The sequence below is a fragment of the Metallosphaera cuprina Ar-4 genome (assembly GCF_000204925.1).
Lineage (GTDB): Archaea > Thermoproteota > Thermoprotei_A > Sulfolobales > Sulfolobaceae > Metallosphaera > Metallosphaera cuprina.
On record NC_015435.1, the window covers coordinates 1,593,612 to 1,617,454 of the forward strand.

Below are 23,843 nucleotides of genomic sequence, written 5' to 3' on the forward strand. Positions count from 1 at the left end.
TCACGGATGATATATCGGTAACTGCAAATAGAACATCGTAAACACTATTACCCATACTGCGTCAACAAAGTGCCAGTAGAAAGAGGAGGCCGTCGACAGTTGGAAGGGTATCGTTATCCTAGTCCTGAGCAGGGTTATAGCCCAAATAACTAAGCCCATAATCACGTGAAAAGCGTGCAAGGACACAATAGTGAAGAAGAAGGCAGTGTAGACGTCATATTGAGGAGAGAACTTAACTATGTGAGTGAACTCGTAGAGTTGTCCCATGAGGAACGAGAAACCCATTACTGCTGTCAGAACCCCAAAATACTTGAACGCTCTCATCCTGCCTTTCATGAAGTTATGGTAAGCAAGATGTGCGGGTATAGAGCTAGATAACAAAATAACTGTCATGATTAAAGGTAATGGATACCAATCCACCGCCAACCTTGGTAAAGTTGCAACAGTAGGAGTTTCATTTATGTCATATATGTACCCCCCGATAAAGCTTCCAAACAAGAATATCTCCGCAATTATGAAGAAAAGGACGGGAGTTTTAGCTTTTCTAGATATCTCTAGCCCGGTCTGTTGTGTTACTGGGTTATCTACGCCTCCCAACGAGGCTTCCGCTGTGCTCGGAGGGGAGGAGCTCAAAACCTTTCCTAAACCCATGTTTCCAAATCCAGAGACGGGCCTTGGTTGCCTGAAGTAATCGTTATATAGCCACGCCATCCCAACACCTATAAACGTTAGGACCATGAGGATACCAGGAGTGACGATCCCTGCCAACATCAGCATGAAACCTAAAGGAGGGAAGCATAATAAGAGGCCAAACACAGAGGGGAAGAAAGATCCGTGCCTGTGCTCCGGGATAGACCCGTCCATTTCCTTCCCGAAAGAAAGTGGGAGAGCTATAGGCCTTATCACAAAGTCTGGGATTCCGATCAATTGCTCCGAGTTCCAAGGATCCATGGTTCTCACTAAGGGACCTCTCAACCAAGCGTATATTAAAGTCCCGAACAATAGGAGGGCCCCTATCCCTTCCACTACACCACCAACTGTAACCAAATTTTGGAAAGGTTGATAGATAGGAGAGGGCACTACAGCGTACCTTCTAGGCATCCCTAAGACCCCATCGATGCTCATTCCGGTAGCGACAACGAAGGCTCCCACTACAATCATAAACATTGAGGTCCTAGCTAACTCATGATCAAACCATTTTCCTGTAAAATAAGGGAAATAATACACTAGACCGCTCAAGAGTCCTACTAATATTGCGAACACCATGTAGTGGAAGTGTCCTACGACCAAATACGTTCCATTAAACGCTAGATCCACTGGGATGAGCGGGAAGAAAACTCCAGTAATGCCGCCTACCAAGAAAAGTGAAATGAAGCCTATCATGCCAATCGTTAGGGCTGAGAATTTTACTTTACCGCCGTAAAACGTTATTGTCCAATTCACAACTTTCACCCCTGAAGGTATAGCTATTGCCATAGTAGTGGCGGCAGCTATCTCTCTCACTACGTCACTGTCTAGTGCAGTGAACATGTGATGCATCCAAACACCTAGAACGGATAGGAAAGCTATAGCCATGGACGAAAGAGCTAACGCCTTGTATCCGTATATTTGTCTACCCACAGCCCTTGGAAGTATCTCTCCTACTAGTCCCATTGCGGGCAACACTAATATGTAAACTTCAGGATGACCGAAGAACCAGAAGACGTTTTGCCAGAGCAATGGATTTCCACCTAAAGCTGCATTAAAGAAGGGTAAGTTCCACATTCTCTCTAAGAAGGCCATCGCTAGGCCTGCTGTAAGAGGAGGTAACGCTACCATCAATAGTATAGCTGTGGCGAAGAAGGACCAAGTGAATAAGGACATCTTAAAGAAAGGAACCTTCCTAAGCCTCAATATAGTCATTATGAAATTTATACCAGTGAGAGTGGAAGAAACTCCTGCTATCATTAGAGCTACTTCTATCAAAGTCACACCGAAACCTCCGTTAACTTGAAGGTCAGTGCTAAGAGGAGCGTACATATACCATCCTGTGTTTATGGGACCAAAGAGGGGGGCTATTATGCTCATAGTCACCGCGGGCACTAAAATCCAGAAAGACAATGCGTTCACTTTAGGCCAGTAGAGGTCTTTAGCTCCTATCATCCTAGGTATAAGGTAGTTGGCGAAACCGGTGGAAATAGGCATCACCATAAAGAAAATCATAAATATGCCGTGCAACGAGACGGCATTATAATATTCTTCTGCCCCCAAATTGTTCAAGGTCAACTGATCCCTTATAAGGGCGGCGTAAAGTGAACCGGTAATTAAGCTCACTATTCCTATAACAATATACATGATCCCTATGTCATGAGCACTAGTAGTTGTAAAGGCAATCTTTATAGTTTCCTTAAATCCAGCTCTTTTTTTCTCTTCGTCCATACTCTCATTAATTACTACTTTAACAGGAATTAATGTTTACATATATACTTTTCGTTAAGTTAGCATTAAATGCATAAAAACTAAGGAAAACTTTTATATACTTTATGATTGATATTATACTTGATCATAATTTTTTAAGAATTTCGTTGTTTAATAAAGTAAAAGGATTTAATAAGCTTAACATCTTTTTTCAAGTAAATACGTATAGAACAGATTTGAACCGCCTCAAACAAAGTCCTCAAACAATATGAAAACGGTCTCTATTACGATGTGATACTCTTGGACTATAGTTATAGTTAAGTAAGCCTTATCAGCGATGTGATCTATCGCTTAGGATTGAAAAATAATAGCCTTAATAGAAGGGGAAAGCTAAGCCCTTTGGTTGATATCTAAGCTAGATCGGCCTCAAGGTCCCTAATCTTCACGCACGTCTTAGCCATATTAGTTTCGTAAAGCTCACATTTCTTGGAACTCTTATAAAAAACATTTATAAAATGTGAAACTAGATAATCATGATAAAAATGCGAAAGGCCGTATCGCCTGTGTTTTCGTATGTGGTAGCGTTCATAGTTGCGATCGTGGTCCTCTCGGCAGCAATTATATCAATACTTCAATTCCATATGTTATCTTCTCCTTCTATGTCAAACGAAACCACCACTACTGGTCCTAGTAAGATAACTCTTCCCTTTATTTCATCTAACAAAACCGTTGTAATCAGTCTAGTTGCGCTCTCCTCAGCTACCCCTTTTAACTTCAATGGAACCTCATTCGGCCAGATGACCATTTATGTGCCTTTCGGAGATAACATAGAGATAAAGTTCACTAACCAGGAGTCGCTTCAACACAACGTTCTCTTGGTGATGAATGACACGCCTACTCCTAACGCTGCAGACTTAGCAAGTGACGGTAAAATATTACTATATGTGGGTACGTCCTCTTCAGCCTACACAATACAGGGTATATCCTCTGGACAATCTGCGATAGGATTTTTGAATGATCCTCCACAAGGTACATATTGGCTGGCCTGCGGGATATCAGGTCATGCAGAGTCTGGAATGTGGGTCAACTTGATCGTTTCACAGAACGTGAGCTCTCCATACGTTGTTGGATAAAATTTATAATGATTAATTATTTTTTATTAAAAAATAAGATATACTAATGTTTTAATAAAATAGATATAGGTCGCTTTATCGTGTAATTATTTTAGTGGAGTGTGTTGGATAGGAGAGACTTCCTTAGGTTAACATTAGTGCTAGGAGGGGTGATTGCGGTCTCACCTCTCATTACCCCAGTCCTAGATTACATGGGGTACTATTATGGTGAACTGAAGTCAATATCCCCTAAATATCTTGTAGCTAACAACTCTCAAGGCTTGGAGGGTTTTCCTAAATATAGGATAGCTAACATCAACCAGCTAAATTCTAGTTGTCCTGTTTATTTCTTTTCATATCCGCTTACAGACGAACCTTGCTTCCTAGTGGATTTTAGTAAACTAAATAACATGAAGGACGTAGAGTTCAAGAACCCCTATTATAATCAGTTCAGGATAAACGCTCAGTTCAAGAACGTAGTTGGCGTAGGACCCAAGAGATCTATATGTGCGTTCTCAGCTGTGTGTGTCCATTTGGGTTGCCAGTTACCAGCTCAAGCCCTAGTGCCCAGTTCAAGCGATCCTGGCCTTAACCCTTCTACTTCAGTCCTTCACTGCCCATGTCACGGATCTATGTATCAGCTCGATCAAGGTGGAGTCGTTGTTGGGGGACCTGCTCCAAGACCTCTTCCCATGGTCTTGCTCGAATACGACGAGAGCTCTGGAGACATATACGCTATAGGAAATAACGCTCCGTATTTCTCAGAAGCGGTACCTAGGAGAAGGCCAAAGGATAACCTGATCTATGACCCTAGGTATAGTTACTCTTTACCAACAAATCCGGCTTGCGTTAGGGTGAGTTAATGGAAGAGGAAGAGAGAACTTGGCTAGATAGGGTTTTAGAGTGGCTCGACGAGAGAACGGGCATATACGGACACACCATTAGACAAGCTCCTAGATACGCATATAGGTTAGATTTCTGGCTGGGATCCTTCGTTCTCGGCGCCTTTCTATTTGAAGTGTTGACTGGTATGCTTATAGCTTTATACTACGTACCAGCTGATCCCTACGCTTCTACAGTTTATTTAATCTCCAACGTGCCTTTGGGAGCTCTCCTTTTCAGTCTTCACAGTTGGGGGGCTTACGCGATGGTTTTCCTACTCTTAGTGCATATGACTAGGAACTTCATTGTAGGAGCGTATAGGAGGCCCAGGGAGGTGATGTGGATGGTGGGGACGCTTCTAGCTGCGCTTACCTTAACTGAGGCTTTCCTTGGGTACTCTCTACCATATAACCTGATATCGTGGACCGCAACGACAACAGGACTGAACCTTTTCACATACATGCCTTTCGGACTAAGCAACTTGATTGCAGCTTTCACACTTCTTCCTCAACTCCCTGGTATAGCTAGCGGGGTAGACCCGTTGGTGGATCGGTTCTTCATCTTCCATTGGATAGTTGGAGCTTTAATAGCGTTGGTGTTGGGTCTTCATCTTTACATTTTCGAGAAGCATGGAATAACACCTCCATTATCTAAAGAGAAGGACAGGTCGGAACTCATAGACAACTATCCTGAGAAACTGAGATATGATCCAAATTGGAAGCTACAGCCTCTCACTAGAACGTTTGGTATAATCCTTGTCACACTTTTAATGACTTTTGGGGCCATATTTTTAATAAGTTCTGCCCTCCCGTTTCAAATATCAATTGATGGTGACCAAATAAAATATATCATGCCAGAATATAATCCAGCGTTAGCGGCACAGACTCCACCTATACCAGATTGGTATTTCCTCTTCATTTACTTCTTCTACAAATCTGTACCTCCATCAATGGCTTCGCTAATTTTCCTTGGATGGGGAGCAGTGACCCTCCTCTTCCCTTTCATAGACGAGCACGTTTTTGGACACAGAAGTTCTCATCCAGTTATGAGGCCCGCTTCCGTTGCTCTAGGCACAGGTTTCATCGTCTCTTTCGTAGTGAACAGCGTGTGGGCTTACTTGACTCCAGGAAGAGATATAGGAACTATAGGAGTCGAGGTAGACTCTTTAATCTTCCTCCTGATATTTATCACGGTCTTCCCTCTTTTAAGGTACCTTCAGAACAGGGGATCAAGTTCAACCGACTCTTTCAATATTGGGAAAAGACTGGGGTTCAGTAAGAGCGTAACTCAAGGAACTGAGATAGTAATACCTAGACAGGTCTCAGTCGGCGTTGATATAAGCATTTTGATAACATTAGGTCTAATAGTTTACAATACTGTGAAGATGTTGACTCTAACAAACCTCTTCCTGGACCAATTTCAATTAGGTTTCATGGCTGGAATTAATATGTTGCTTTTCTCTTACCTCGTCTTAATTTACACTTTAAAGGGTGAATCTAGATGAAAGCCGAGAGAGTAGCTGAAATCTCAACTATAGTGTTCGCTATAGCGATCCTGGTCTTTTTAGGGGCTCTTTCGTTCCAATACTTAGGTGACATAACCCACGGCTCCTTTATTCCTTCAAATGAGACCGCCGTCCCAATAAAGGTCATCGCAAAACAGTACGTTTGGGAGTTCATCTACCCAAACGGAACGGTCTCCTACAACAAGGTAGTCATTCAGGCAGGAAAACCTTACGTTTTTGAGCTCACATCAGATGACGTAATTCACGCTTTTTACATTGTACAGCTAGGTTTGAAGATGCAGGCAATTCCTGGCTACACTTACGATTTGTATGTCATAGTTAATCAACCTGGAACGTACAATATATGGTGTGCCGAATTTTGCGGACCTGGGCATTACACTATGAAGGGAATTATGATAGTCACAAACTCGACAGGGTGAGACCGTGAAACTGAGACCTTTAGATATAACCGCTTGGATATTTACGATAATTATAATGAGCTTAGTGTTTTTATGGATAGGAGATTTCGGATCGCTATCTTATCTAGCTCAGTCTCCCATCTCGAGTTACGTTGAGAACTTATGGAGGCTGATGTACATTAGCGCCTCTGGAGTTTTCGGAGTGTTTATGGGCTCCTTGATCTTCTTCTCAATTAGGTTCAGATACTCTGAAACGGTTCAAGAGAAACAGATGAGGAAAACAGATGTAACTAAGGTGGTAATTACAGTTCTAGTCGTTTCAGGAATAGCGTTAGCTTACTCCATTTCTCAGTATTTTTCACAAGTTTTACTGTATCAATTTAGCCTAGGCCTACTAGTGGGATTAATGATTTTACTCTTTTCATCACTAATTTTTGTAGTATATAAAGAGTACTACAGGGATTAAACGTGAAAGTCTATCCCCTTTTTTACTTAATCTTATCTATTCTAGGGCTTTTCTTTTACATGTACTCCCCTAACTTCCCAGATCAATATTTAGCTCAATTGGGAGGAGGTCTAGCTTTCTGGCTTGGGATCGGTTACCTTATCCTGAAATATCCCCTTAGGACAATGACATCCAAATTGAAAGAAAAACGTTCATGGATGATCTTCTCTCCTTATATTGTTGCTCATTACCTAGCTTATAGTTTACTTCTTAATGCGATACTAGGCGTTTCATCACCTTCTCTACTTGCCCTAACCTACGCACCTATGGATTCAGTAAATCCCTCAAACCTGATCGAGTTGCTCTTCTCCCCATCAATTTCAATAGGTGCAGGCGCCTACATAGATCTGAGTTTTTTCGCCATTCTAATGGGGATTGTCATTGGCCTTTTAGTTTTAGGAAATCTGTTGGAAACGAAAAAGTTTAGGAACGTAACAAAGTTAGCCATACCTGTGATAGGAATTATTGGAGGAAGCACGTGTTGTATATCCATAGCTTCTATTGTAGCATATTACGATCCTATTCTGAGCGGTGAGGTTAGCAACGACTTGATGAAGGGCGTCGTGGATACAATATTTATAGGTCTTCCTCTCATCACCTCGTTCTTCCTTTGGCTAAATTATCGACTCCTAAGTAGAGTTCCACGATAGGAAAACTAAGTTTAGAGATTTTAAAACCTTAGAAGTAGAACATGTAAATTGACCTATAAATTTCACTATAGATGAATAACTTTTTAATAAAGATGGGATTATAGTTTATATTTCTTAATACTTTACACTACTTTTACGTCTTAACGACATGAGTTCTCAACTTAGGTTTGAAGACCATCTCGTCTTTTCTTGATAACAATATTCCTAATAACATAGTTGTCATCCCTAAGTAGCTGTCGCGGTTCAACTCGATCTCTCCAGTAAGCTGGTCCTCAATGGAGCTAATAATTGGAATTGAAAAGGCCATAACAGTTACCTTTCCCACCCTCTCGAGCCTGAGCATCAAGTTCCACAGGTAGAAAAGCACGCTACCACCTAATATCGCTGAAAACAATAAGTCCTCAATGAACGTCACACTTGGATCGAACCTGAATCCTATTGGTGAAAGAGCTAGGAATATAGCAGAGCCCAAGAGAAGTTGAGACGCGTTAACTACTGCGGGATCCATACTCTTCATCTTCCTGTAGTAAACCGTGAATGAAGCCCAGAAGACGGCGTTTAACACGGTGAGGATTCCCCCTAGAAGGGACATGTGACCTGAGAGAGAAAAGCCATATATAACAACTCCTCCAAATCCAATAGACGCCCCAAGAACCTCAAATAGTTTAGGTCTCTCAGAGAGTAAAACAAGCGCTATAGGTATTGAGAAGAGTGGCATCGTATAGCTTAGCACGGCCGACTCTGAGGGAGCCACATATAAAAGCCCCAAAGCCCAAAGAGCTGAGCTGGCCGTAGTTAGGATAGTTAGCGTTATGGTCTCCTTGTTTAGAACTATCTTCCTTGCTAAAGGTAGTAATACGGCCCCAGCAATGAAGTACCTCAGTGCCATAAAAACGAAGGGAGAAGCGAAGTACAATCCGTCTTTAGTAAACCTGTATTGTAGTGAGCCAAATACTATATAGGGTATCAGGTACTTGAGTACTTTCATTAAATCGTTGAGAATCTAAAAGACTAAAAACTGTTCTATTATCTTTTAATACGAGTAGATTTAATACCTTACCTACTAAACTTGATAACCTATAGTTGGATCTAATACCTATCGGTTAAACCTCCTCTTCTTTCAAAATTAAAGACGTTGAAAAATTTCTTTTAAAAATCCTTAAAGCACAAAGGTATCTCTTATAAGCTAACGTTTCTCCCCCTTCCTTTCAACTTATAATTTTGGGTAAACAAGGAGATGCCCAGGTTTGTTAATATCACAATTATCGCTACTTCAAACATCACATCAAACGCCTCCCCTCCTGGATAAAACGAAACGTCAAGGATCCTATTACCTAGCATTAGAACGTATGGGTTCTTGTACGACGTCATTATTGAAGTAGCTAGAACTGGGCCTATAGAGGCGCCTAAATTTCTCAAGAGTGTATTAACCCCTAAGCCTATTCCTCTAGACGTTTCAGGGAGACTCACTGCTATCATGTTAATGAGGGGTATAATTATTGAGATCATCCCGGTACCTGCAACTATTACGTCAAGAACCAGATCTTGAGGGGATCCCCTGTTAATTATTAAGAGGGAAAACCCAAAGATGGAAAGGAGTGAACCAAATAAAAGGAGAGGTTTAGGCCCTGCATCTCCGGTCAGCTTACCTACGATGGGCCCTACAACTAACATCACAACAGTTGCAGGAGCTAGGGTTAGACCGGCGGAAAGTATATCCAACCCTAACCCGAAGGGTGGTGGCAACTGAGCGTAATATATAATCCCGAAGTACATTATCATTAAGGCTATACTGCTCACCACTCCGACTAGGTTAGCTACCATCACGTTCCTTATTTTCATAAGCTTCATATCAACTAAGGGATCTTTCACCTTCAATTCAACAAAAATAAACCCAGCCATTAGAAGCAATCCTAAAACCAGGAAGGATAAGTTCTCAAAGTTTAACCAGCCCATAGAGGGTCCCTCGGTTATATAGATTAAGACGAGTAGAGTACTAATGGTCAAAAGGGATGTACCGACGTAATCTACAGATCGTGCGGCCCTGACTCCAGTATCATTTAGCTTTAACAAAACGACAATGAAAAAGATAAGTGAGAGAACGAAAGCTGTATGAAAAGCGTACTGCCAGCCGAAGTTCTGATCTATATATGAACCCACAATCAATCCCAGAGCCGTGCCTATGCCTACGGATCCAGACAGAAGTCCTTGAGCTGTCGCAACCTCTTCAGGTGACAACACGTCTGTTATAATTGCTAACCCAACAGGAAATATCCCATAACCTATTCCCTGAACCGCTCGCGCCCCTATTAAAGTGTAAATTGTTGGAGAGAAACCTGCAATACCTACTGCCACTAAATACCCAGCTAAAGATATCAGGTAGATCTTCTTCCTCCCAAACATGTCAGCTAACTTGCCGAAGATCGGGGAAACTACCGCCCCAACTATAATAAATGCGGAAGTTATCCATGAGGCTAAGGTAGAACTAATTGAGAAATCGTTTTGAATTGTAGGTATAGCTGGGACTACCATGGTCTCCACGTAATTTATTAAGAGGTCGCCCCATACGAGCAGTAACAAAACGTCTCTTCCTGCTCTGTCCATTACTATTATATATGTTGTAGGTACAAAATAAACTTAAAGACATATCTGTATATAACTCATGAACTTAGTAAAGCTTTAGGCTAAGATATAGTTGTTAAAACCGTGCTATTCAACTTTAATACAGTTCTGAATCCTAAGAGCTAAGAGCTTTATTTCTTCCTCTGGGAGAGAGGGTACGAAATACCTCCAAGACTCATCGTTCAGCCACGGCATCACTTTCACGGCCTTCACTAGGTTAAGACACTCCTCTGACTCATCTAGTAACTGATGGTCTTCAACGTATTGTTTTATAAGCATAAAAGCGAACAAGGGTCTGTTCTCCTTTAATGCTGCGGTAACTTCTTTTAGTAAAGTCATCTTATCACTTCGTTCTATTCGTTTTTAAACCTCTTATCATCCGAAAAAAACTTACGACGTGTTAATAAACCTTTCTAAACTAATTTTTCTCTAGAAAACTACGACATCGACTTAATTCTATCCCATAGGCTATCTACGTATTTCTCTAGCTCCTCATAGTCCTTCTCAGAGATCCTCCTATACCTCCCTTGAACGGAAAGGAAATCCTTCAAGGGCCTCCTGGTCTCCTTCTTCAGACAATGAAGAGACTCGTTGCTCACTTTCACCTTACCTTCAACTACCTCTATAAGCGGCCAATAACAAGTTTGAACTGCCAACTTAGCAACCTCAGCTGTCTTTGACGGATCGAATAACCAACCGTAAGGATCTGGCGTAAGAATCTGAATGTATCTAAAACCATTGACGTCTTTAGCCCTTTTTAATTTATCAATTAGATCTTGAGGATAGCCCACAGATGCGGTGGCAACAAACGGAACGTTATGATCTAGCATTAGAAAGAGTAGCTCCTTCTTGTTCCCCCTCTTTCCTTCAGGGGTTGTAGTAGTGATAGCGCCGTGAGGGGTGGAACCACTTCTCTGTCCCCCTGAGTTCATGTAAGCCTCGTTATCTACACAAAGGTAAATGAAGTCCTCGTTTCTCTCAGCGGCTCCACTAAGAGAAGCGAAACCGATATCTGCAGTTCCTCCATCGCCGGCCCAAACCACAACCGTAACGTCTTTGTTTCTTTGTTTGTAAGCTCTCCACATACCTGATGCCGCAGCGGGGCCTGCGGCGAAGGCTATGTTAAGCACAGGATAGCCGTAAGCGTTTTTAGGCCCTATACCTTGGATCACTGAAGAGCAACCAGCTACCACAATCATGGCTACGTTCTTACCCAAGGCCATGCCTACCATTCTCATAGCCATGTTCTCAGGACATCCGGGACACGCTGATGTCCCAGGAAGTAGCGAGTTAGTACGCAGATCTTGGAGTCCCAAGCTCAACGTATTTCACCTCACCTGGATAATACCACTCGACCTTATTCGGGTTACCAAATTTAACCTCTTCAATAAAGTTCGATATGACCTCATAGAAGTCCTTCTTGCTCATAGAAACTCCTCCGAGTCCTGCTATAACGCCTTTCATTGGGCTTTGTAGAGTCGCCTTCATCTCTAGGTAAAGAGGACCGGCTCTACCTAATGAGGTTGCCCTATCAAACACTAAGATAGCTCTCTTATCCTCTAGTGATCTCCTTATCTCTTGCTCTGCCCAAGGTCTTATATACCTGATCCTGTAAAGACCCACTTTAACCCCTTTCTCTCTCAGCTTATCTATGGCTTCCATTGCGTCTAGTGACCAAGCTCCCATAGTCACTATCGCGTAATCGGCGTCCTCCAGTTTATACTGGACGTTGAGCGTTTTATAGTCCGATAGAGGGTTAACTTTCTCATATTCCCTACCTACCTCCTTAATTACATCGATGGAGCCTTGAATGGCATCGTTAATTGATTGCCTTAACTTCATGTAATGAACCGGTTGAAAAATGTTACCCATACTTTCCTGAGTTTCCGGATCTATGACATACGGTTGCCTTCTGGGAGGAATGAACTGGTCAACGTCTTCTTGAGATGGAACATATACGTTCGTCTTAGTATGAGATAGTATGAACCCATCCATACCAACCATCATGGGAACAAAAACCCTCGGGTCCTCCGATATCCTGAAGGCCTGAAGAGTTAGATCGAGAGCTTCCTGCGGACTTGAGGCGAACGACATTATCCAACCACTATCTCTTTCACTCATGAAGTCTGTATTTTCGTTCCAAATGTTCCAAGGCGCTCCTACCGCCCTGGTAGCAACTACCATCACTACAGGAGCTCTGCTCCCCGCAGTCCACCATATCATCTCATGCATGTAAAGGAGACCTTGGGAGGAGGTAGCGGTGAAAGCCCTTGTGCCAGCTACCGCAGCTCCCAAAGTTACGCCCATTGCCGAATGTTCGCTCTCTACCCTAACTATATCGGTGTCTATCTCTCCTCTAGCTCTCATCTCAGCTAGTTCCTCAATTATAGTGGTTTGAGGAGTGATAGGATATATCCCAACCACACCTACTCTACTAAACTTCACAGCTAACGCTACGGCCTCGTTTCCTGACATGATCTTCATCATGTTTCGCTCACCATAGATATTGCTTTTACAGGGCAAACGTTAGCGCATACTCCACATCCCTTACAGTACTCATAATTGACTTCGGCCCTCTTTCCTCTAACCTGAATAGTTCCCTCCGGGCACCAAAGGAAACAAGCATTACACGCAATACACCTTTCACTTACTATAGGCTTAACAACCCTCCAATTTCCAGTTTTGCCACCAGCCCCTTCAGCCGGATGCGAGACTGGGAAGAACTGGTACTCAAACGACAAGCTGCTCAACCTTTCTCACCTCATGATAAGCCTCTTCTACCGCCTTCTTGTTCAACTCTGCAACATTTCCATTAAACTCAGAGTCTATAGCTTTCTTCAGTGAGTCCAAGGAAAGTAATCCGATCACTTTAACCAGAGCCCCTAACATTATTACGTTAACTAGAGGCCAACCGGACTTCACTAGCTTCAGGTTAATTGCAATACCTGTTGCGTCTACCACATGTAGATCTCCTTTAACTCTTGGGGGTGATCCTTTCCAATTTAACACGACCTTACCGTTAGCCTTTAATCCCTTAAGTGGGTCAGATATTTTCAAAATTGTTGGATCAAGAATTACAACAACATCGGGCTCCTCAATAGGCGAGGTCTCCCTAATTTGAGACTCAGAGATCCTACAATAGGACTCTATCTCGGCTCCTCTTCTTTCAGCGCCGTAAATAGGGAAAGCTGAGGCGAACAAACCCTCATAACCCGCCGCCTCAGCGAGTAAGTTCGAGGCTGTGACAACTCCTTGTCCTCCTCTACCATGGAATCGTATCTCAAGCGATTGTTCCACCCAATATGTAATTAAATTTGATAGTCTAATAAAGGTTGTTACTGAAAAGTTTAAACAGTTGGAACGCCGTAATATACCACCTTTTGATAGAACTCTCTTCTATGTATGACTTCCGAGATAAGGGCGATCACAGAAGCCAACAGAGTTAATGGAATGAAGAAAGCTCCGACTACCAGCAGTGCCAGATACAGCAGGTTTAGTAACCTCTTGTCCTTGAATCCCATCCTTAGCTTCATCCTCGCAGTTAACATCTCAATTAGTGCAAAGGCTCCGCCTAATGCTAAGAGTAAGTAGCTATGGATGAATAAATAGGCTAACGGAGGGACCACTGTAAAGCTAGTTCCTATAAATGAGACAGGCGTATCTATGTGATACCAAGATGGTCTAGAAGGTAGGACGTAGATCATGATAGATGATATCACCGTTAAAGCTAGTAAGGGTAACGCAACGAAATAGGCGTCTCGTATGATTATGTTGAAGAGGAGAGCTAAGATCGATAGGCCTCCAAAAAGGACTTCCCTGCTTAACCACGATGTCGAAAGGTTCAACACTACCCTTAAAGCTTTGGCTGAAACTCGAGCGTGTCCTAGGGACAGGATTAAGGTAGAGGCTAAAAGAACTAAAGAAATTATCTGAAAGAAGGGAAGTTTAAACAGCGTGTAAGTTAAGGCCAACTCGCTTCCCAAAGTGAAGGAGATGAGACCGATAGAGTTCTTCTCAGCTTTTCGCTTTATAGGTGTGGCCTTGATCTGTACGTGCGGGGGTATTACCTTTAGCCTAGGTTTGGTTATTGAAGCGGGAGCTAGATAGCTAACGTTCCCGTCAGGCTCCTTAAGCCAACCGAAAGTTAGAGCTCCAGTAGGACAGGCTTCAACACAGTAAGGTAATCCCTTACCTAATCTGTCGAAGCAGAGGTGGCACTTGCTCATAGTACCATCCTTAGAGAAGTGCAAGGCCTCATAAGGACAGGCCCACTGACAATATCCGCAACCTATGCACTTCTCGGAATTTATCTTTACGATACCGTTTTTGTCCTTTGTTATAGCGTTGGCTGGACATGAGCTCAGACAGACAGGATTATCGCAGTGATTACAGGATATAGATAGGGCCGTCTTAGCTCCCTCAGTCTCGAAAGTTGGAAGTGCTCTCCAATTACCTCCATACGCCTTATTACAGGCGTCCACACATGCACCACACACTATGCATTTGTTATGATCAAAAGTGAAACCTAGCTTAAGATCATCTTCCGATAACTTAGCAACTTCCATAAATTCTATTACGTGACTTATAATATTAAGGTTTATTACCTATATATTTAAACAATTTATATGGAGAGTGAGTTCTATAGGAAGGCTCTGATAAGGAACTTCCTGACTAAATTCATTGACCAAGGGCTATCAGCACTAAATGAGGCCGGCGAGAGCGACAGAAGTAGAGTGTGCTCTTGTTCAAAAGAGGAAATTAAATCGCTCATAGAGTCTACGGCGGAGTTCATTTTAGGTAAGGAGTTGAGACCTGATGACTTAAAGAAGATCAGTGAGGAGATCATTGAATGGTGCAAAAGAGATGGCGTTTAGATCGTGAGGAAACAGGGCAGATAGAAGTTTTAATTTGCAACGCTAAATAATATCTTCGGAAAGCGTAAGTGTAAGCTACGCTTAACAGCACGTTCTCGATGGAGTTTTATCATTCAGTTGAATGAAAACCGTTTGATCCAAAACCTTGGAAGACAAACTTTTTCATACTCCAGGTTAGACCGCCCGACTTAGAAGTTTTAAATAATCAAAAATGAGTACTATAAAGCTTATAGGGAATCACTACAAAAATTTTAATGTGTTACTGAGCGAGTTAATGTCTTTACCTCTGTTTTTTCTGGGCGTAGAGCTGATCTATCGCGGAGCCAAGGTTAGTTCGCCCTACATGATAGCCTTGGTTTCAATTATACCAGAGTTAATAGTAACGCTGGAAGCGTCTCTCAGGTCAAACTATTACGTTGCACTCTCGACAGTGTTGGGCAGCGTAATATCCCTTTACGTAATAGGGGTCTCATTTTATGGGTTTCTCTACTTCTTGAGATGGAGAAGGGACTTTAGCATAGGAAGGAGGAGTGATTATTTCTTTATTTTAATAATTTCGTTGCTTATGGGACTTATGGGAATATCAGGGTCTTTAAACGTATACTGGGGATTAGTTTTGTTAGCGGTTTTCCTAGTTTTTAGTGTCAAAAAAGCTAGTAAAAATGTCCTAAGGGACCCCAAGCCGATTCCTGCACTGCTTATCGGTGGGTTAGCTATATGGTTCTCCTCTCAATGGTTACTTCAGGGGATCTTTTCAATATCTTCATCTCTTCACATACCGCCATATTACGTTGCCATTCTCATTGTACCTTTAATGTCTAACCTACAGGAAATATCTTCAGCTCTAAGGTCTAGGGGAGAGACGGTGATGAGAGATCTGCTCTTAGGGATAATTAACGAAAACCTTATGAGCTCTACACTCCTTCTCTCCATAATTGGTATCGCATCAGGTATAGAAGGCATAGCGCTAACCTCTCTCATGCCTTTGATTGAAATCTCCTTCTTTGTTGGTGTGTTAGCATATTTACTAATCATGAACGGTGAAATAAAGCTTCAGGACTCGGTCCTAATGATGGTGGGAGTACTGGTTTTCTTAAGCCTGTTCAGAGTGTAATATACCTATCGCTTGATTGAATTAACGTATCTAGTTAAACAGATATTCTAATAAATTTCAAACTCCTCGAGAAATAATTTGAATATAAGTTGACAAGTTATTCGTTCTTGAGAAAGCATTTCCTGAATTTAATGGCAGTACTTTTTATATATCATTATAGAGAATTATGGCAAAAATTTATTATCTAGCCCTCCTTTAAGGAAAGTAATACCGTGAGAGACAATGGGAAATAAGAGAACAACTTACGATATAGTTAGAGACATGCTGAGTCTTTGCAAAGAAGGAGTTATGAGAACTAACTTGATGATAGGAGCTAAAATAAGTTTCGACTTACTGAAAAAATATTTGTATCTTCTAAATCAATGGGGCCTTATTGAAGAAAGGGGAGATAGGAAACTTTATCTGACTCCTAAAGGAGCTATTGCCTTGAATTTATTGAACAAATTAGACGAATTTAAAAAGGAAGTGAGCCGGATAGAGACGACCTTAAATGAGTTGTTACCTATGGATAGCCCTGTAGTTGAGAACGCTACTCTCAGGAGAATCAAAGATTTGCTTGAGAGCAAAGGTATACCTTTCCAGTTAACGAGGAAAGGAATTCGTCTGGAGGGAATCGAGATTTGTGAAGAGAGCAGCTGCAACAAGAAGGTGTTCTTCTTTAAAACACCGAGAGTTATCATAGGGGAGAGGTTCTCCATATATGCTAACGATAAATCGATATCAATTTTAGAAAATGAGAAGATAGAAAAATTATTACAGGAAGTCATAGAGAAGCGCTAACTTCTCTCTTCTACCTCCCTGGGGTAAGTTTCCTTAAGGCCATAGCCCTTATCCTCCCTTCCTCGTCATTTACGACAGATTGAAGTACAGGTATAGCTCTTACGCTTCCAGTGTCAGCTAAAGCTTCTACAGCGGAAGATCTGACACTAGGATACTTGTCCTTAATCATCACAGAGAGGGAATAGGCCTCCTTGTCTCCGAATTTACCTAATCATCTAGTAGCGGCCTCCCTTACTGGAATGGTCTCTCCGTTTAAGGTCATATCTAAAATGAAGTTCTGACCTCCTCCCCGCCTGCAAGGCTTTCATCAGGTTAGAGAACTGTCACCCTTCTCGTGCAACCTCCTGAAGACTATGTTGCCTTCATCCAGTATTGTTCTAAATCCTTCTTTGTTCTCTAGCTCCAACTCCTCTAATGTGTAGCTCTGCATTTCCATCCAAAAGTGAACCCTCGATCTTAAGGAAATAATTAGCGTCACTTATTTGACATAGTTCTTAGGATGGTGCTTCTCACGTTCCCTTAATAAGTATCCTCTTTCTAATTAACGTCAGACTCTCCTGGAGGAACGTAGCTCATATATAATTTAACCAAAAGAGGTTAATTATATGATTGACTTAGATAAGTATTGAAATATACCTGACAAAACATATAAAATTTAAGCCTTTCTGATCTTGGTTTACTCTATATAATCGGAAGATTTCCACGTTTTCTTTAGTTTACCTTATATTACAACTATCAAGATCATGAATATATCTCCTTATTAACAAAAGTTTAAATAAGATATAGATGTATCCTGCACAAATCGGCTACTATAAACCCCAGAACGTAGGGGAAGCACTTGAGTTTATGGAGGGGAACGATGCCAAGATTTTAGCAGGGGGTCAGAGTCTAATTCCCATGTTGAAGCTAAGGATACTCAAGCCCAAATACTTGGTTGACATAGGAGAGCTCGCGGAACTTTCTTTCATTAAGGAGGGAGAAGAGACTACTATTGGGTCCACTACCAAGCACTGGGAGCTTGCGTCAAAAAGAATATCCGGATTAGAAATAATTCAGAACGCGGCCTCGAAAGTGGGAGACGTACAGGTGAGGAACGTAGGTACAGTTGGTGGTAGTTTGAGTAATGCCGATCCGTCATCTGATTACCCTGCGGTGTTTACAGCCTTAGATGCCACGATGATAATAAGATCAAGGAGAGGGTTAAGAGAAGAGAAAGCTGAGGATTTCTTTAAGGGGCCCTTTACCACCTCGTTAGATCCGTCTGAAATACTTGAACGGGTGAAGGTCAAGGCTCTTAAGGGTTACAAGCAGGTTTACAAAAAAATCGTTAGGAGGGCAGGAGACTACGCCTTAGTAGGTCTAGCTCTAGCAATTAAAATTGATTCTGGAATGGTTAAGGACGCTAGGATAGCCTTTACCGGTGTTGGGGACAAGCCCTATCGATCCAGGGAGGCAGAGAACGAGATAAAGGACACCAAGTTAACGGACTCTGACATCTCTAAGGCTGTTGAAGCTTCAGTAAAGGGGATTAATCCGCCATCTGATTCAAGAGGATCCTCAAATTACAGAAAAGAAGTCATGAAAAGGTTACTTAAAAACTCATTGGAGGAGATGAGAAACGCTAGCTAAACCCGGAGAGAAAGTTAAGATAAAGGTTAAAGTAAACGGAGTGGAGTACGAAGACGAGGTAGAGCCAAGGACGCTTCTAGTGGACTTTTTAAGGGACAACCTTAACCTCACTGGAACGAAGATAGGATGCGATACTACCACTTGCGGAGCTTGTACAGTTCTAGTTAATGGCAGGTCAGTCAAGTCGTGCACAATGTTGGCCATACAAGCTAACGGAAAAGAGATATTGACCATTGAAGGACTGTCCAGTGACTCGAAACTCAACCCCATTCAGCAAGCTTTCAAGGACAACTTCGCACTTCAGTGCGGATATTGCACTGCAGGGATGATTGTGCAAGCCCACTTCATTCTATCTCATGAGCGAGATCTATCAGAGGAGAAGGTTAGAGATATGATTCACGGTAACATCTGCAGATGCACAGGATATCAGAACATAGTTAACGCTATACTAGACGCTTCAAGGAGGATGAGGGCATGAGTTACGCAGGTAAATCGATCAAAAGGCTTTACGACGACAAGTTCGTTACGGGGAGAAGCACGTACGTCGATGACATAAAGGTTAACTCCCTTTATGCGGGCTTCGTTAGAAGTAACGTACCTCACGGGAGAATAAAGAAAGTGAACAAGGAAGACGCGTTAAAGATAAGAGGCGTGGTTGCAGTACTGACCGGAGAGGAAATTAATCAGCTGATCAAGGAGGGTATAGGCCCTTGGACCACTTATGTAGATCCTAGACCGTGGAAGATACCTCTGTGGAGGTTCGCCCAAGGAGAGACAAAGTATAACGGTGAACCTATCGCTATGGTTTTAGCTCAAGATAAGTACACTGCTAGGGATGCAGTTGAAGCGGTCTCAGTGGATCTGGAGCCTTTGGATGCTGTGATTGATTTACAAGAGGCTAAAAAGGATAAAATATTAGTACACAAGGAGCTCGGAACTAACTACGGCTTCGTAGGTAACTTCAACGCCGGAGACGCAGATAAGGCGTTAGCTTCCTCCGATAGGAGAGTTGAGGTGGAGATAAGCAACGAACGACTTATACCCTCTCCTATGGAGCCCAGAGGGATAGTGTCACACTATGACGGTAACTTGACTATATGGTACTCTACACAAATACCTCACTTCGCTAGAGCAGAATTCAGCAGAATCTTCGGTATTCCTGAGAGTAAAATAAGGGTTATAATGCCTGACGTTGGTGGAGGTTTTGGAAGCAAGGCTCACATATTGCCTGAGGAGCTCGCGGTTATAGCTGCGTCAATTCGACTAGGCAGGGCAGTTAGATGGACCGCAACCAGGACTGAAGAAATGATGGCAACTAATTCGAGGCATAACGTGTTCAAAGGGGAGATCGGATTCAAGAGCGATGGCACGCTAACTGCGATTAAGGGAACGTTGGATGTAGAGTTGGGGGCTTACCTTACTTATACTGAGGGCATACAACCTACAATAATACCGCCCATGATACCCGGCCCATACAAGGTCAGAGACTTGATGATAAAAAGTCAGGCCATCTACACTAACACTATTCCGATAACTATGTATAGGGGGGCGAGCAGACCTGAAGCTACCTTCATAATAGAGCGTATCATGAGCACCGTAGCGGACGAGCTAAAAATGGATGATGTGGAGGTCAGAATGAGGAACCTGATAAGGGAAGATCAGATACCTTACACTAACCCGTTCGGCTTGAAGTATGACTCAGGGGATTATCAAACTCTACTCAAGGAAGGTGTTAAGGTCTTGGAGTATCATGAAATGAAGAGGTGGGCCTCCCAGGAGAGAGCTAAGGGTAGGAAGGTAGGCGTGGGATTGGCATATTACCTCGAAATATGTGGTTTTGGACCTTACGAGTTCGCAGAAACGAGGATAAACCGCGATGGGAGCGTAATCGTGTCTATAGGTGGGACGCCACATGGCCAAGGAACTGAAACCGCAATAGCCCAGTTGGTTGCGGACGAGCTGCAAATCCCAATCGAAAGGATAAAGGTTACTTGGGGAGATAGTGACACCGTCCCTATAGGGTTGGGTACTTACGGTTCCCGGACTTTAGCTACTGCAGGTAGCGCTGCCATATCGTCAAGTAAACAAGTCCTTGATAAGATGAGGAGAGTGGCTGCGAGGGTCATGAACGCTGACGTTGAGGAGATAGATTACAGAAACGGAGAGTTCATACATAAGAAGGAGGGAAGAAAAGTGAGCTGGGACGTTATTGCTAGGGAGGCTTACGGCGGAAAGGAACCTGGACTGTCAGCTAGCGTAGTTCTTGAAGGTGACGTTACATTTCCTTACGGTGTACACATGGCAATAGTAGAGGTTGACGATTACGGTATAGCTAGGGTAATCGAGTACAGAGCATACGATGATATAGGTAGGGTTATAAATCCAGCCTTGGCAGAGGGACAAATACACGGTGGAGGTACTCAGGCTGTTGGACAAGCTTTATACGAGCTAGCTACAATCAACGAAAACGGACAGCTCGCAGTAACTTATGCTGACTATTACGTTCCTACAGCGGTTGAGGCACCGAAATTCAAGAGCTATTTCGCTGAAAAGTATCACCCCTCTGCATACCTAACTAAGAGTAAAGGTGTAGGTGAGGCAGCCCTTATAGTTGGCCCCGCAGCAATAATTAGAGCTTTAGAGGACGCCACTGGGAAGAAGTTGAATAAGACTCCGGCGTTACCAGAGGACATCCTCCAATAGCCTACCATTTTACCTCAATTTTTGTATACGTTTTATGCATCACGTGGACTTTTATATATAAAAATATATTTTTTGTCATTTGACATCATGATTGTATTTCTATTTGTCAGTTTTCTAACAAATATAGCAAAATTTATAAGATTTGATAACCTATATTTACTTGTGATACAATGAAAGTGAAGCAAATCTGTTCCTGCTCGTTACTTGCTGTGTTAGGGATAGTGATTATGATAGAGGGTACATTAGGAAAGATCACTTACTTCAGTGAGTCACCTGACGCGCCGCTTTACATAGGGATATTGCTGCTGACCTTAGCTTCTTTCGTGGGACTGTCTATGAAGTCACCGGATAATCAGCAAGATGCTTGGCCTTAAACCCTGTTAAATTAAAGTTACTCCTAAATACAATGAATAATGTATTCGAAACTTTTTTATACTACATTCAACTACTACATTTAGAGACTATGAAGAGCTTAAAAGGAACAAAAACGGAGGAGAACTTCAAGCATGGCTTCATGGGTGAAGCCATGGCTAACAGGAGATACTTATACTTCGCGAAAAAGGCCGACGAGGAGGGATATCCAGAATTAGCTAATCTTTTAAGAAGTATAGCAGAAGGAGAGACTGCTCACGCCTTCGGACACTTAGACTTCATTAGGCAAGGAGGTTCGGTCGACCCAGCTACGGACAAACCGATAGGAACTATTGAGCAAATGTTAGAATCCGCTATTGCAGGAGAGACTTATGAATGGACACAAATGTATCCAGGCTTTGCAAAGACGGCTAGAGAAGAGGGATTTGACGAGGCAGGTGAGTGGTTCGAGACGTTAGCTAGGGCTGAGAAAAGCCACGCTGAGAAGTTCACCAACGCGCTCAAGATGATTAAAGGGAGTTAAATTGTTTACATTAAATAAGGAAAATCCACTTTTTTTTGATTCAGAAAAATTGCAATCTGAGTTCATTAGACAAGCTTCAGTTTGTCACGGTTGTAGATTATGTTTCAATTATTGTCCTGCATTTCCTAAAATGTTTGAGTACACTGATAAGAAGGGGCCAGCTAAGTTAGTCCTTGAGGATCTATTCGACATAGCCTCAGACTGTTTCCATTGCAACATGTGTTTCGTCAACTGTCCCTACACTCCTCCACACGAGTTTAACATGGACTTCCCTCATCTGATGTCCTGGGCGTGGCTCTACTATAAGAGCAAGAAAGGTCTCTCCTTAAGGGATAGACTGTTTGAGATGCTTGATAGCGCATCCCTTGTGAGACCCATAGCTAAGAAGTTCCTAGACAACGGAAAGGAACTCATGGGGATCAGCAAGGAAGCCCCATCTCTTAGAATAGATGATAGAGGTTTCCTTAAGGAAGTTAAACCTCGTGAGATAAAGGATCCAGTTGCAAAGGTTGTCCTTTTCCACACTTGCCTAGTTGAAAACTTCTACCCTGAGATAGGTAAGGATGTAGTTGAAGTTTTCAATAAACTCAACATTGAGGTCAGAACTGATAACTTTTCCTGTTGCGGAGCTCCAATGTTAGATGTAGGAGATGCTGAGAGACTCAAGAAGACCGCAGAGAGGAATTACAACATACTTAAGAAGTACGTAGAGATGGGATATGACGTAGTATCACCCATCCCCACCTGTACTCTAATGCTTACAAAGGAATATCAATACATCTTGGATAAGGAACAGATAAAGGTCTATGACGTAATGGAATACCTTATGAAACTTAAGAAAGAGGGGAAGGTTAACTGGAGCGGGGAGATGGAGAAGAAGGTCTTCTATCATCCTCCCTGTCATCTAAAATACCTTAAGGTAGGAGTACCTGGCGTCCAGGCTATGAGGAGCCTAAGACTCAACGTGGAGATATCAAACATGGGATGCTCTGGAATAGATGGAGGTTGGGGACTAAGGAATTACGATAAGGCTAAGGTCGTGGGAGCCAAGATGATGGATGCGTTCGCCCACAAAGACGCAGAGATATTTGCTACCGAGTGTCCACTCGCTGGTCTTCAGATAGAGAAAGCGTCAGGTAAGAAGCCTGTTCACCCTATTTCGCTCTTGAAAGAGGCGATTAAAAATGATCCAAGTAAGTGAAATACTACCCTGGTACGAGTATGAGAAGGTTAGACTTGAAAGGGTCAGAAGATCTGCCCAGCTTAAGAAAAGCAGGAGGATAGAACTAGGAGAAAGGATGTCTATACTCTTTGAAAATAAAGACACCGTGTTGCAACAGATCCAGGAGATGGTTTACCTTGATAGACTTAGCAAGCCAGAGGAGATAATGAGGGAGATAAAGATCTATGAGAGCATTCTTCCGTGCGACGGTAAGATAAAGGCGAGCCTCTACATATATGCTGAAAACGAGGAAGATTTAAGAAAGGTCTTCAAGACTCTACCAAAGATATATGATAGCGTCTTCATGAAGGTTGGTAACAAGTTAATAAAAGGGGAGCCTGAGAGTGGTAGAGAGCAAGGAGAGGAGTTCAGTACCGTACAATTCCTAACTTTTGATTTGGAGAATAGTAAGGACACTAATATGGAGGTATTAGTCATTCATGAAAATTACAGAGTAAACGTTAAGATTAATGAAGAGTTGGCTAGGACTTTGATAAACGAAGCTTACATGGAGTGCTGATGAAGTTCATATAGG

The 23,843-nt window shown here is 42.5% G+C and carries 26 protein-coding genes and 1 pseudogene; 16 read left to right on the forward strand and 11 right to left on the reverse strand.

All coding sequences use genetic code 11. The features are described from left to right. Positions 1 to 2,418, reverse strand: coding sequence for a cbb3-type cytochrome c oxidase subunit I (locus tag MCUP_RS08250; protein WP_013738348.1), 2,418 nt, complete (start codon positions 2,416 to 2,418; stop codon positions 1 to 3). Positions 2,419 to 2,939: 521 nt separating this feature from the next. Between MCUP_RS08250 and MCUP_RS08255 the strand changes: the two genes are divergently transcribed. The 6 genes from MCUP_RS08255 to MCUP_RS08280 all read left to right on the forward strand — a co-directional run bounded on the left by MCUP_RS08255 (position 2,940) and on the right by MCUP_RS08280 (position 7,469). Continuing rightward, the gene (locus MCUP_RS08255; RefSeq protein WP_013738349.1) at positions 2,940 to 3,530 is read left to right on the forward strand and encodes a sulfocyanin; all 591 of its coding nucleotides are present in this window, start codon (positions 2,940 to 2,942) and stop codon (positions 3,528 to 3,530) included. A 101-nt stretch (positions 3,531 to 3,631) separates the two neighbouring features. Beyond that, positions 3,632 to 4,372 carry a Rieske 2Fe-2S domain-containing protein gene (locus MCUP_RS08260; protein WP_048057622.1) on the forward strand — a complete coding sequence of 247 codons (741 nt, stop codon included), beginning with the start codon at positions 3,632 to 3,634 and terminating at the stop codon, positions 4,370 to 4,372. Further along, complete coding sequence (locus tag MCUP_RS08265) at positions 4,372 to 5,895, forward strand: cytochrome b (RefSeq protein WP_013738351.1); 1,524 nt, start codon at positions 4,372 to 4,374, stop codon at positions 5,893 to 5,895. Before MCUP_RS08260 ends, MCUP_RS08265 begins: the two co-directional genes overlap by 1 nt. Next, positions 5,892 to 6,335 carry a cytochrome c oxidase subunit II gene (locus MCUP_RS08270; protein ID WP_013738352.1) on the forward strand — a complete coding sequence of 148 codons (444 nt, stop codon included), beginning with the start codon at positions 5,892 to 5,894 and terminating at the stop codon, positions 6,333 to 6,335. The genes MCUP_RS08265 and MCUP_RS08270 overlap by 4 nt, the downstream gene beginning before the upstream one ends. A gap of 4 nt (positions 6,336 to 6,339) precedes the next feature. After that, the gene (locus MCUP_RS08275) at positions 6,340 to 6,780 is read left to right on the forward strand and encodes a cytochrome c oxidase subunit II (RefSeq protein WP_013738353.1); all 441 of its coding nucleotides are present in this window, start codon (positions 6,340 to 6,342) and stop codon (positions 6,778 to 6,780) included. 2 nt (positions 6,781 to 6,782) lie between these two features. Further along, the gene (locus tag MCUP_RS08280) at positions 6,783 to 7,469 is read left to right on the forward strand and encodes a hypothetical protein (protein ID WP_013738354.1); all 687 of its coding nucleotides are present in this window, start codon (positions 6,783 to 6,785) and stop codon (positions 7,467 to 7,469) included. A gap of 133 nt (positions 7,470 to 7,602) precedes the next feature. Here MCUP_RS08280 and MCUP_RS08285 read toward each other — a convergent pair whose 3' ends face one another. The 8 genes from MCUP_RS08285 to MCUP_RS08320 all read right to left on the reverse strand — a co-directional run bounded on the left by MCUP_RS08285 (position 7,603) and on the right by MCUP_RS08320 (position 14,656). Continuing rightward, complete coding sequence (locus MCUP_RS08285) at positions 7,603 to 8,457, reverse strand: DMT family transporter (protein WP_048057623.1); 855 nt, start codon at positions 8,455 to 8,457, stop codon at positions 7,603 to 7,605. 191 nt (positions 8,458 to 8,648) lie between these two features. Beyond that, entirely contained in the window at positions 8,649 to 10,073 is a 1,425-nt protein-coding gene (locus MCUP_RS08290) for an MFS transporter (protein WP_013738356.1), read from the reverse strand. A 105-nt stretch (positions 10,074 to 10,178) separates the two neighbouring features. Then, positions 10,179 to 10,430: a hypothetical protein gene (locus tag MCUP_RS08295; RefSeq protein WP_013738357.1), complete on the reverse strand. Its 252-nt coding sequence runs from the start codon at positions 10,428 to 10,430 to the stop codon at positions 10,179 to 10,181. Positions 10,431 to 10,528: 98 nt separating this feature from the next. After that, positions 10,529 to 11,413: a pyruvate synthase subunit PorB gene (gene porB / locus MCUP_RS08300; protein WP_048057624.1), complete on the reverse strand. Its 885-nt coding sequence runs from the start codon at positions 11,411 to 11,413 to the stop codon at positions 10,529 to 10,531. After that, a complete protein-coding gene (locus MCUP_RS08305) occupies positions 11,382 to 12,578 on the reverse strand; it encodes a transketolase C-terminal domain-containing protein (RefSeq protein ID WP_013738359.1) in 1,197 nt (398 codons plus the stop codon). Before MCUP_RS08305 ends, porB begins: the two co-directional genes overlap by 32 nt. Then, positions 12,575 to 12,841 carry a 4Fe-4S dicluster-binding protein gene (locus MCUP_RS08310; protein WP_013738360.1) on the reverse strand — a complete coding sequence of 89 codons (267 nt, stop codon included), beginning with the start codon at positions 12,839 to 12,841 and terminating at the stop codon, positions 12,575 to 12,577. The genes MCUP_RS08305 and MCUP_RS08310 overlap by 4 nt, the downstream gene beginning before the upstream one ends. Further along, on the reverse strand, positions 12,822 to 13,388 hold the full coding sequence (locus tag MCUP_RS08315) for a 2-oxoacid:acceptor oxidoreductase subunit gamma family protein (RefSeq protein WP_048057625.1): 567 nt from the start codon (positions 13,386 to 13,388) through the stop codon (positions 12,822 to 12,824). Before MCUP_RS08315 ends, MCUP_RS08310 begins: the two co-directional genes overlap by 20 nt. 50 nt (positions 13,389 to 13,438) lie before the next feature. After that, positions 13,439 to 14,656, reverse strand: a complete 1,218-nt coding sequence (locus MCUP_RS08320; RefSeq protein ID WP_013738362.1) for a 4Fe-4S dicluster domain-containing protein — start codon at positions 14,654 to 14,656, stop codon at positions 13,439 to 13,441. Between the two features lie 60 nt (positions 14,657 to 14,716). Between MCUP_RS08320 and MCUP_RS08325 the strand changes: the two genes are divergently transcribed. The 3 genes from MCUP_RS08325 (at position 14,717) to MCUP_RS08335 (ending at position 16,859) form a co-directional block, all read left to right on the forward strand. Next, complete coding sequence (locus MCUP_RS08325) at positions 14,717 to 14,965, forward strand: hypothetical protein (protein WP_013738363.1); 249 nt, start codon at positions 14,717 to 14,719, stop codon at positions 14,963 to 14,965. 256 nt (positions 14,966 to 15,221) lie between these two features. After that, positions 15,222 to 16,079 (forward strand): calcium:cation antiporter family protein, encoded by an 858-nt coding sequence (locus tag MCUP_RS08330; protein WP_048057784.1) that lies wholly within the window; start codon positions 15,222 to 15,224, stop codon positions 16,077 to 16,079. A 222-nt stretch (positions 16,080 to 16,301) separates the two neighbouring features. Beyond that, complete coding sequence (locus MCUP_RS08335; RefSeq protein WP_013738365.1) at positions 16,302 to 16,859, forward strand: winged helix-turn-helix domain-containing protein; 558 nt, start codon at positions 16,302 to 16,304, stop codon at positions 16,857 to 16,859. 10 nt (positions 16,860 to 16,869) lie between these two features. Here MCUP_RS08335 and MCUP_RS09915 read toward each other — a convergent pair. Both MCUP_RS09915 and MCUP_RS10200 read right to left on the reverse strand, forming a co-directional pair. After that, positions 16,870 to 17,058 (reverse strand): annotated as a pseudogene (locus MCUP_RS09915) (HEAT repeat domain-containing protein); the annotation flags it as partial. Positions 17,059 to 17,166: 108 nt separating this feature from the next. After that, the gene (locus tag MCUP_RS10200) at positions 17,167 to 17,289 is read right to left on the reverse strand and encodes a hypothetical protein (protein WP_258167321.1); all 123 of its coding nucleotides are present in this window, start codon (positions 17,287 to 17,289) and stop codon (positions 17,167 to 17,169) included. 356 nt (positions 17,290 to 17,645) lie between these two features. Between MCUP_RS10200 and cutB the strand changes: the two genes are divergently transcribed. The 7 genes from cutB (at position 17,646) to MCUP_RS08365 (ending at position 23,828) form a co-directional block, all read left to right on the forward strand. Then, positions 17,646 to 18,488 (forward strand): glyceraldehyde dehydrogenase subunit beta, encoded by an 843-nt coding sequence (gene cutB, locus MCUP_RS08340; protein WP_048057626.1) that lies wholly within the window; start codon positions 17,646 to 17,648, stop codon positions 18,486 to 18,488. Positions 18,489 to 18,507: 19 nt separating this feature from the next. After that, positions 18,508 to 18,966 (forward strand): 2Fe-2S iron-sulfur cluster-binding protein, encoded by a 459-nt coding sequence (locus tag MCUP_RS08345; protein WP_048057627.1) that lies wholly within the window; start codon positions 18,508 to 18,510, stop codon positions 18,964 to 18,966. Beyond that, a complete protein-coding gene (cutA, locus tag MCUP_RS08350; RefSeq protein ID WP_013738370.1) occupies positions 18,963 to 21,191 on the forward strand; it encodes a glyceraldehyde dehydrogenase subunit alpha in 2,229 nt (742 codons plus the stop codon). Before MCUP_RS08345 ends, cutA begins: the two co-directional genes overlap by 4 nt. Before the next feature lie 170 nt (positions 21,192 to 21,361). Next, positions 21,362 to 21,565, forward strand: a complete 204-nt coding sequence (locus tag MCUP_RS09965) for a hypothetical protein (RefSeq protein ID WP_148230930.1) — start codon at positions 21,362 to 21,364, stop codon at positions 21,563 to 21,565. 89 nt (positions 21,566 to 21,654) lie between these two features. Then, on the forward strand, positions 21,655 to 22,086 hold the full coding sequence (locus tag MCUP_RS08355) for a rubrerythrin family protein (protein WP_013738372.1): 432 nt from the start codon (positions 21,655 to 21,657) through the stop codon (positions 22,084 to 22,086). Between the two features lies 1 nt (position 22,087). Further along, positions 22,088 to 23,287 (forward strand): heterodisulfide reductase-related iron-sulfur binding cluster, encoded by a 1,200-nt coding sequence (locus tag MCUP_RS08360; RefSeq protein ID WP_048057628.1) that lies wholly within the window; start codon positions 22,088 to 22,090, stop codon positions 23,285 to 23,287. Beyond that, positions 23,271 to 23,828, forward strand: a complete 558-nt coding sequence (locus MCUP_RS08365; protein ID WP_013738374.1) for a DUF3501 family protein — start codon at positions 23,271 to 23,273, stop codon at positions 23,826 to 23,828. Before MCUP_RS08360 ends, MCUP_RS08365 begins: the two co-directional genes overlap by 17 nt. Positions 23,829 to 23,843 lie beyond the last annotated feature (15 nt).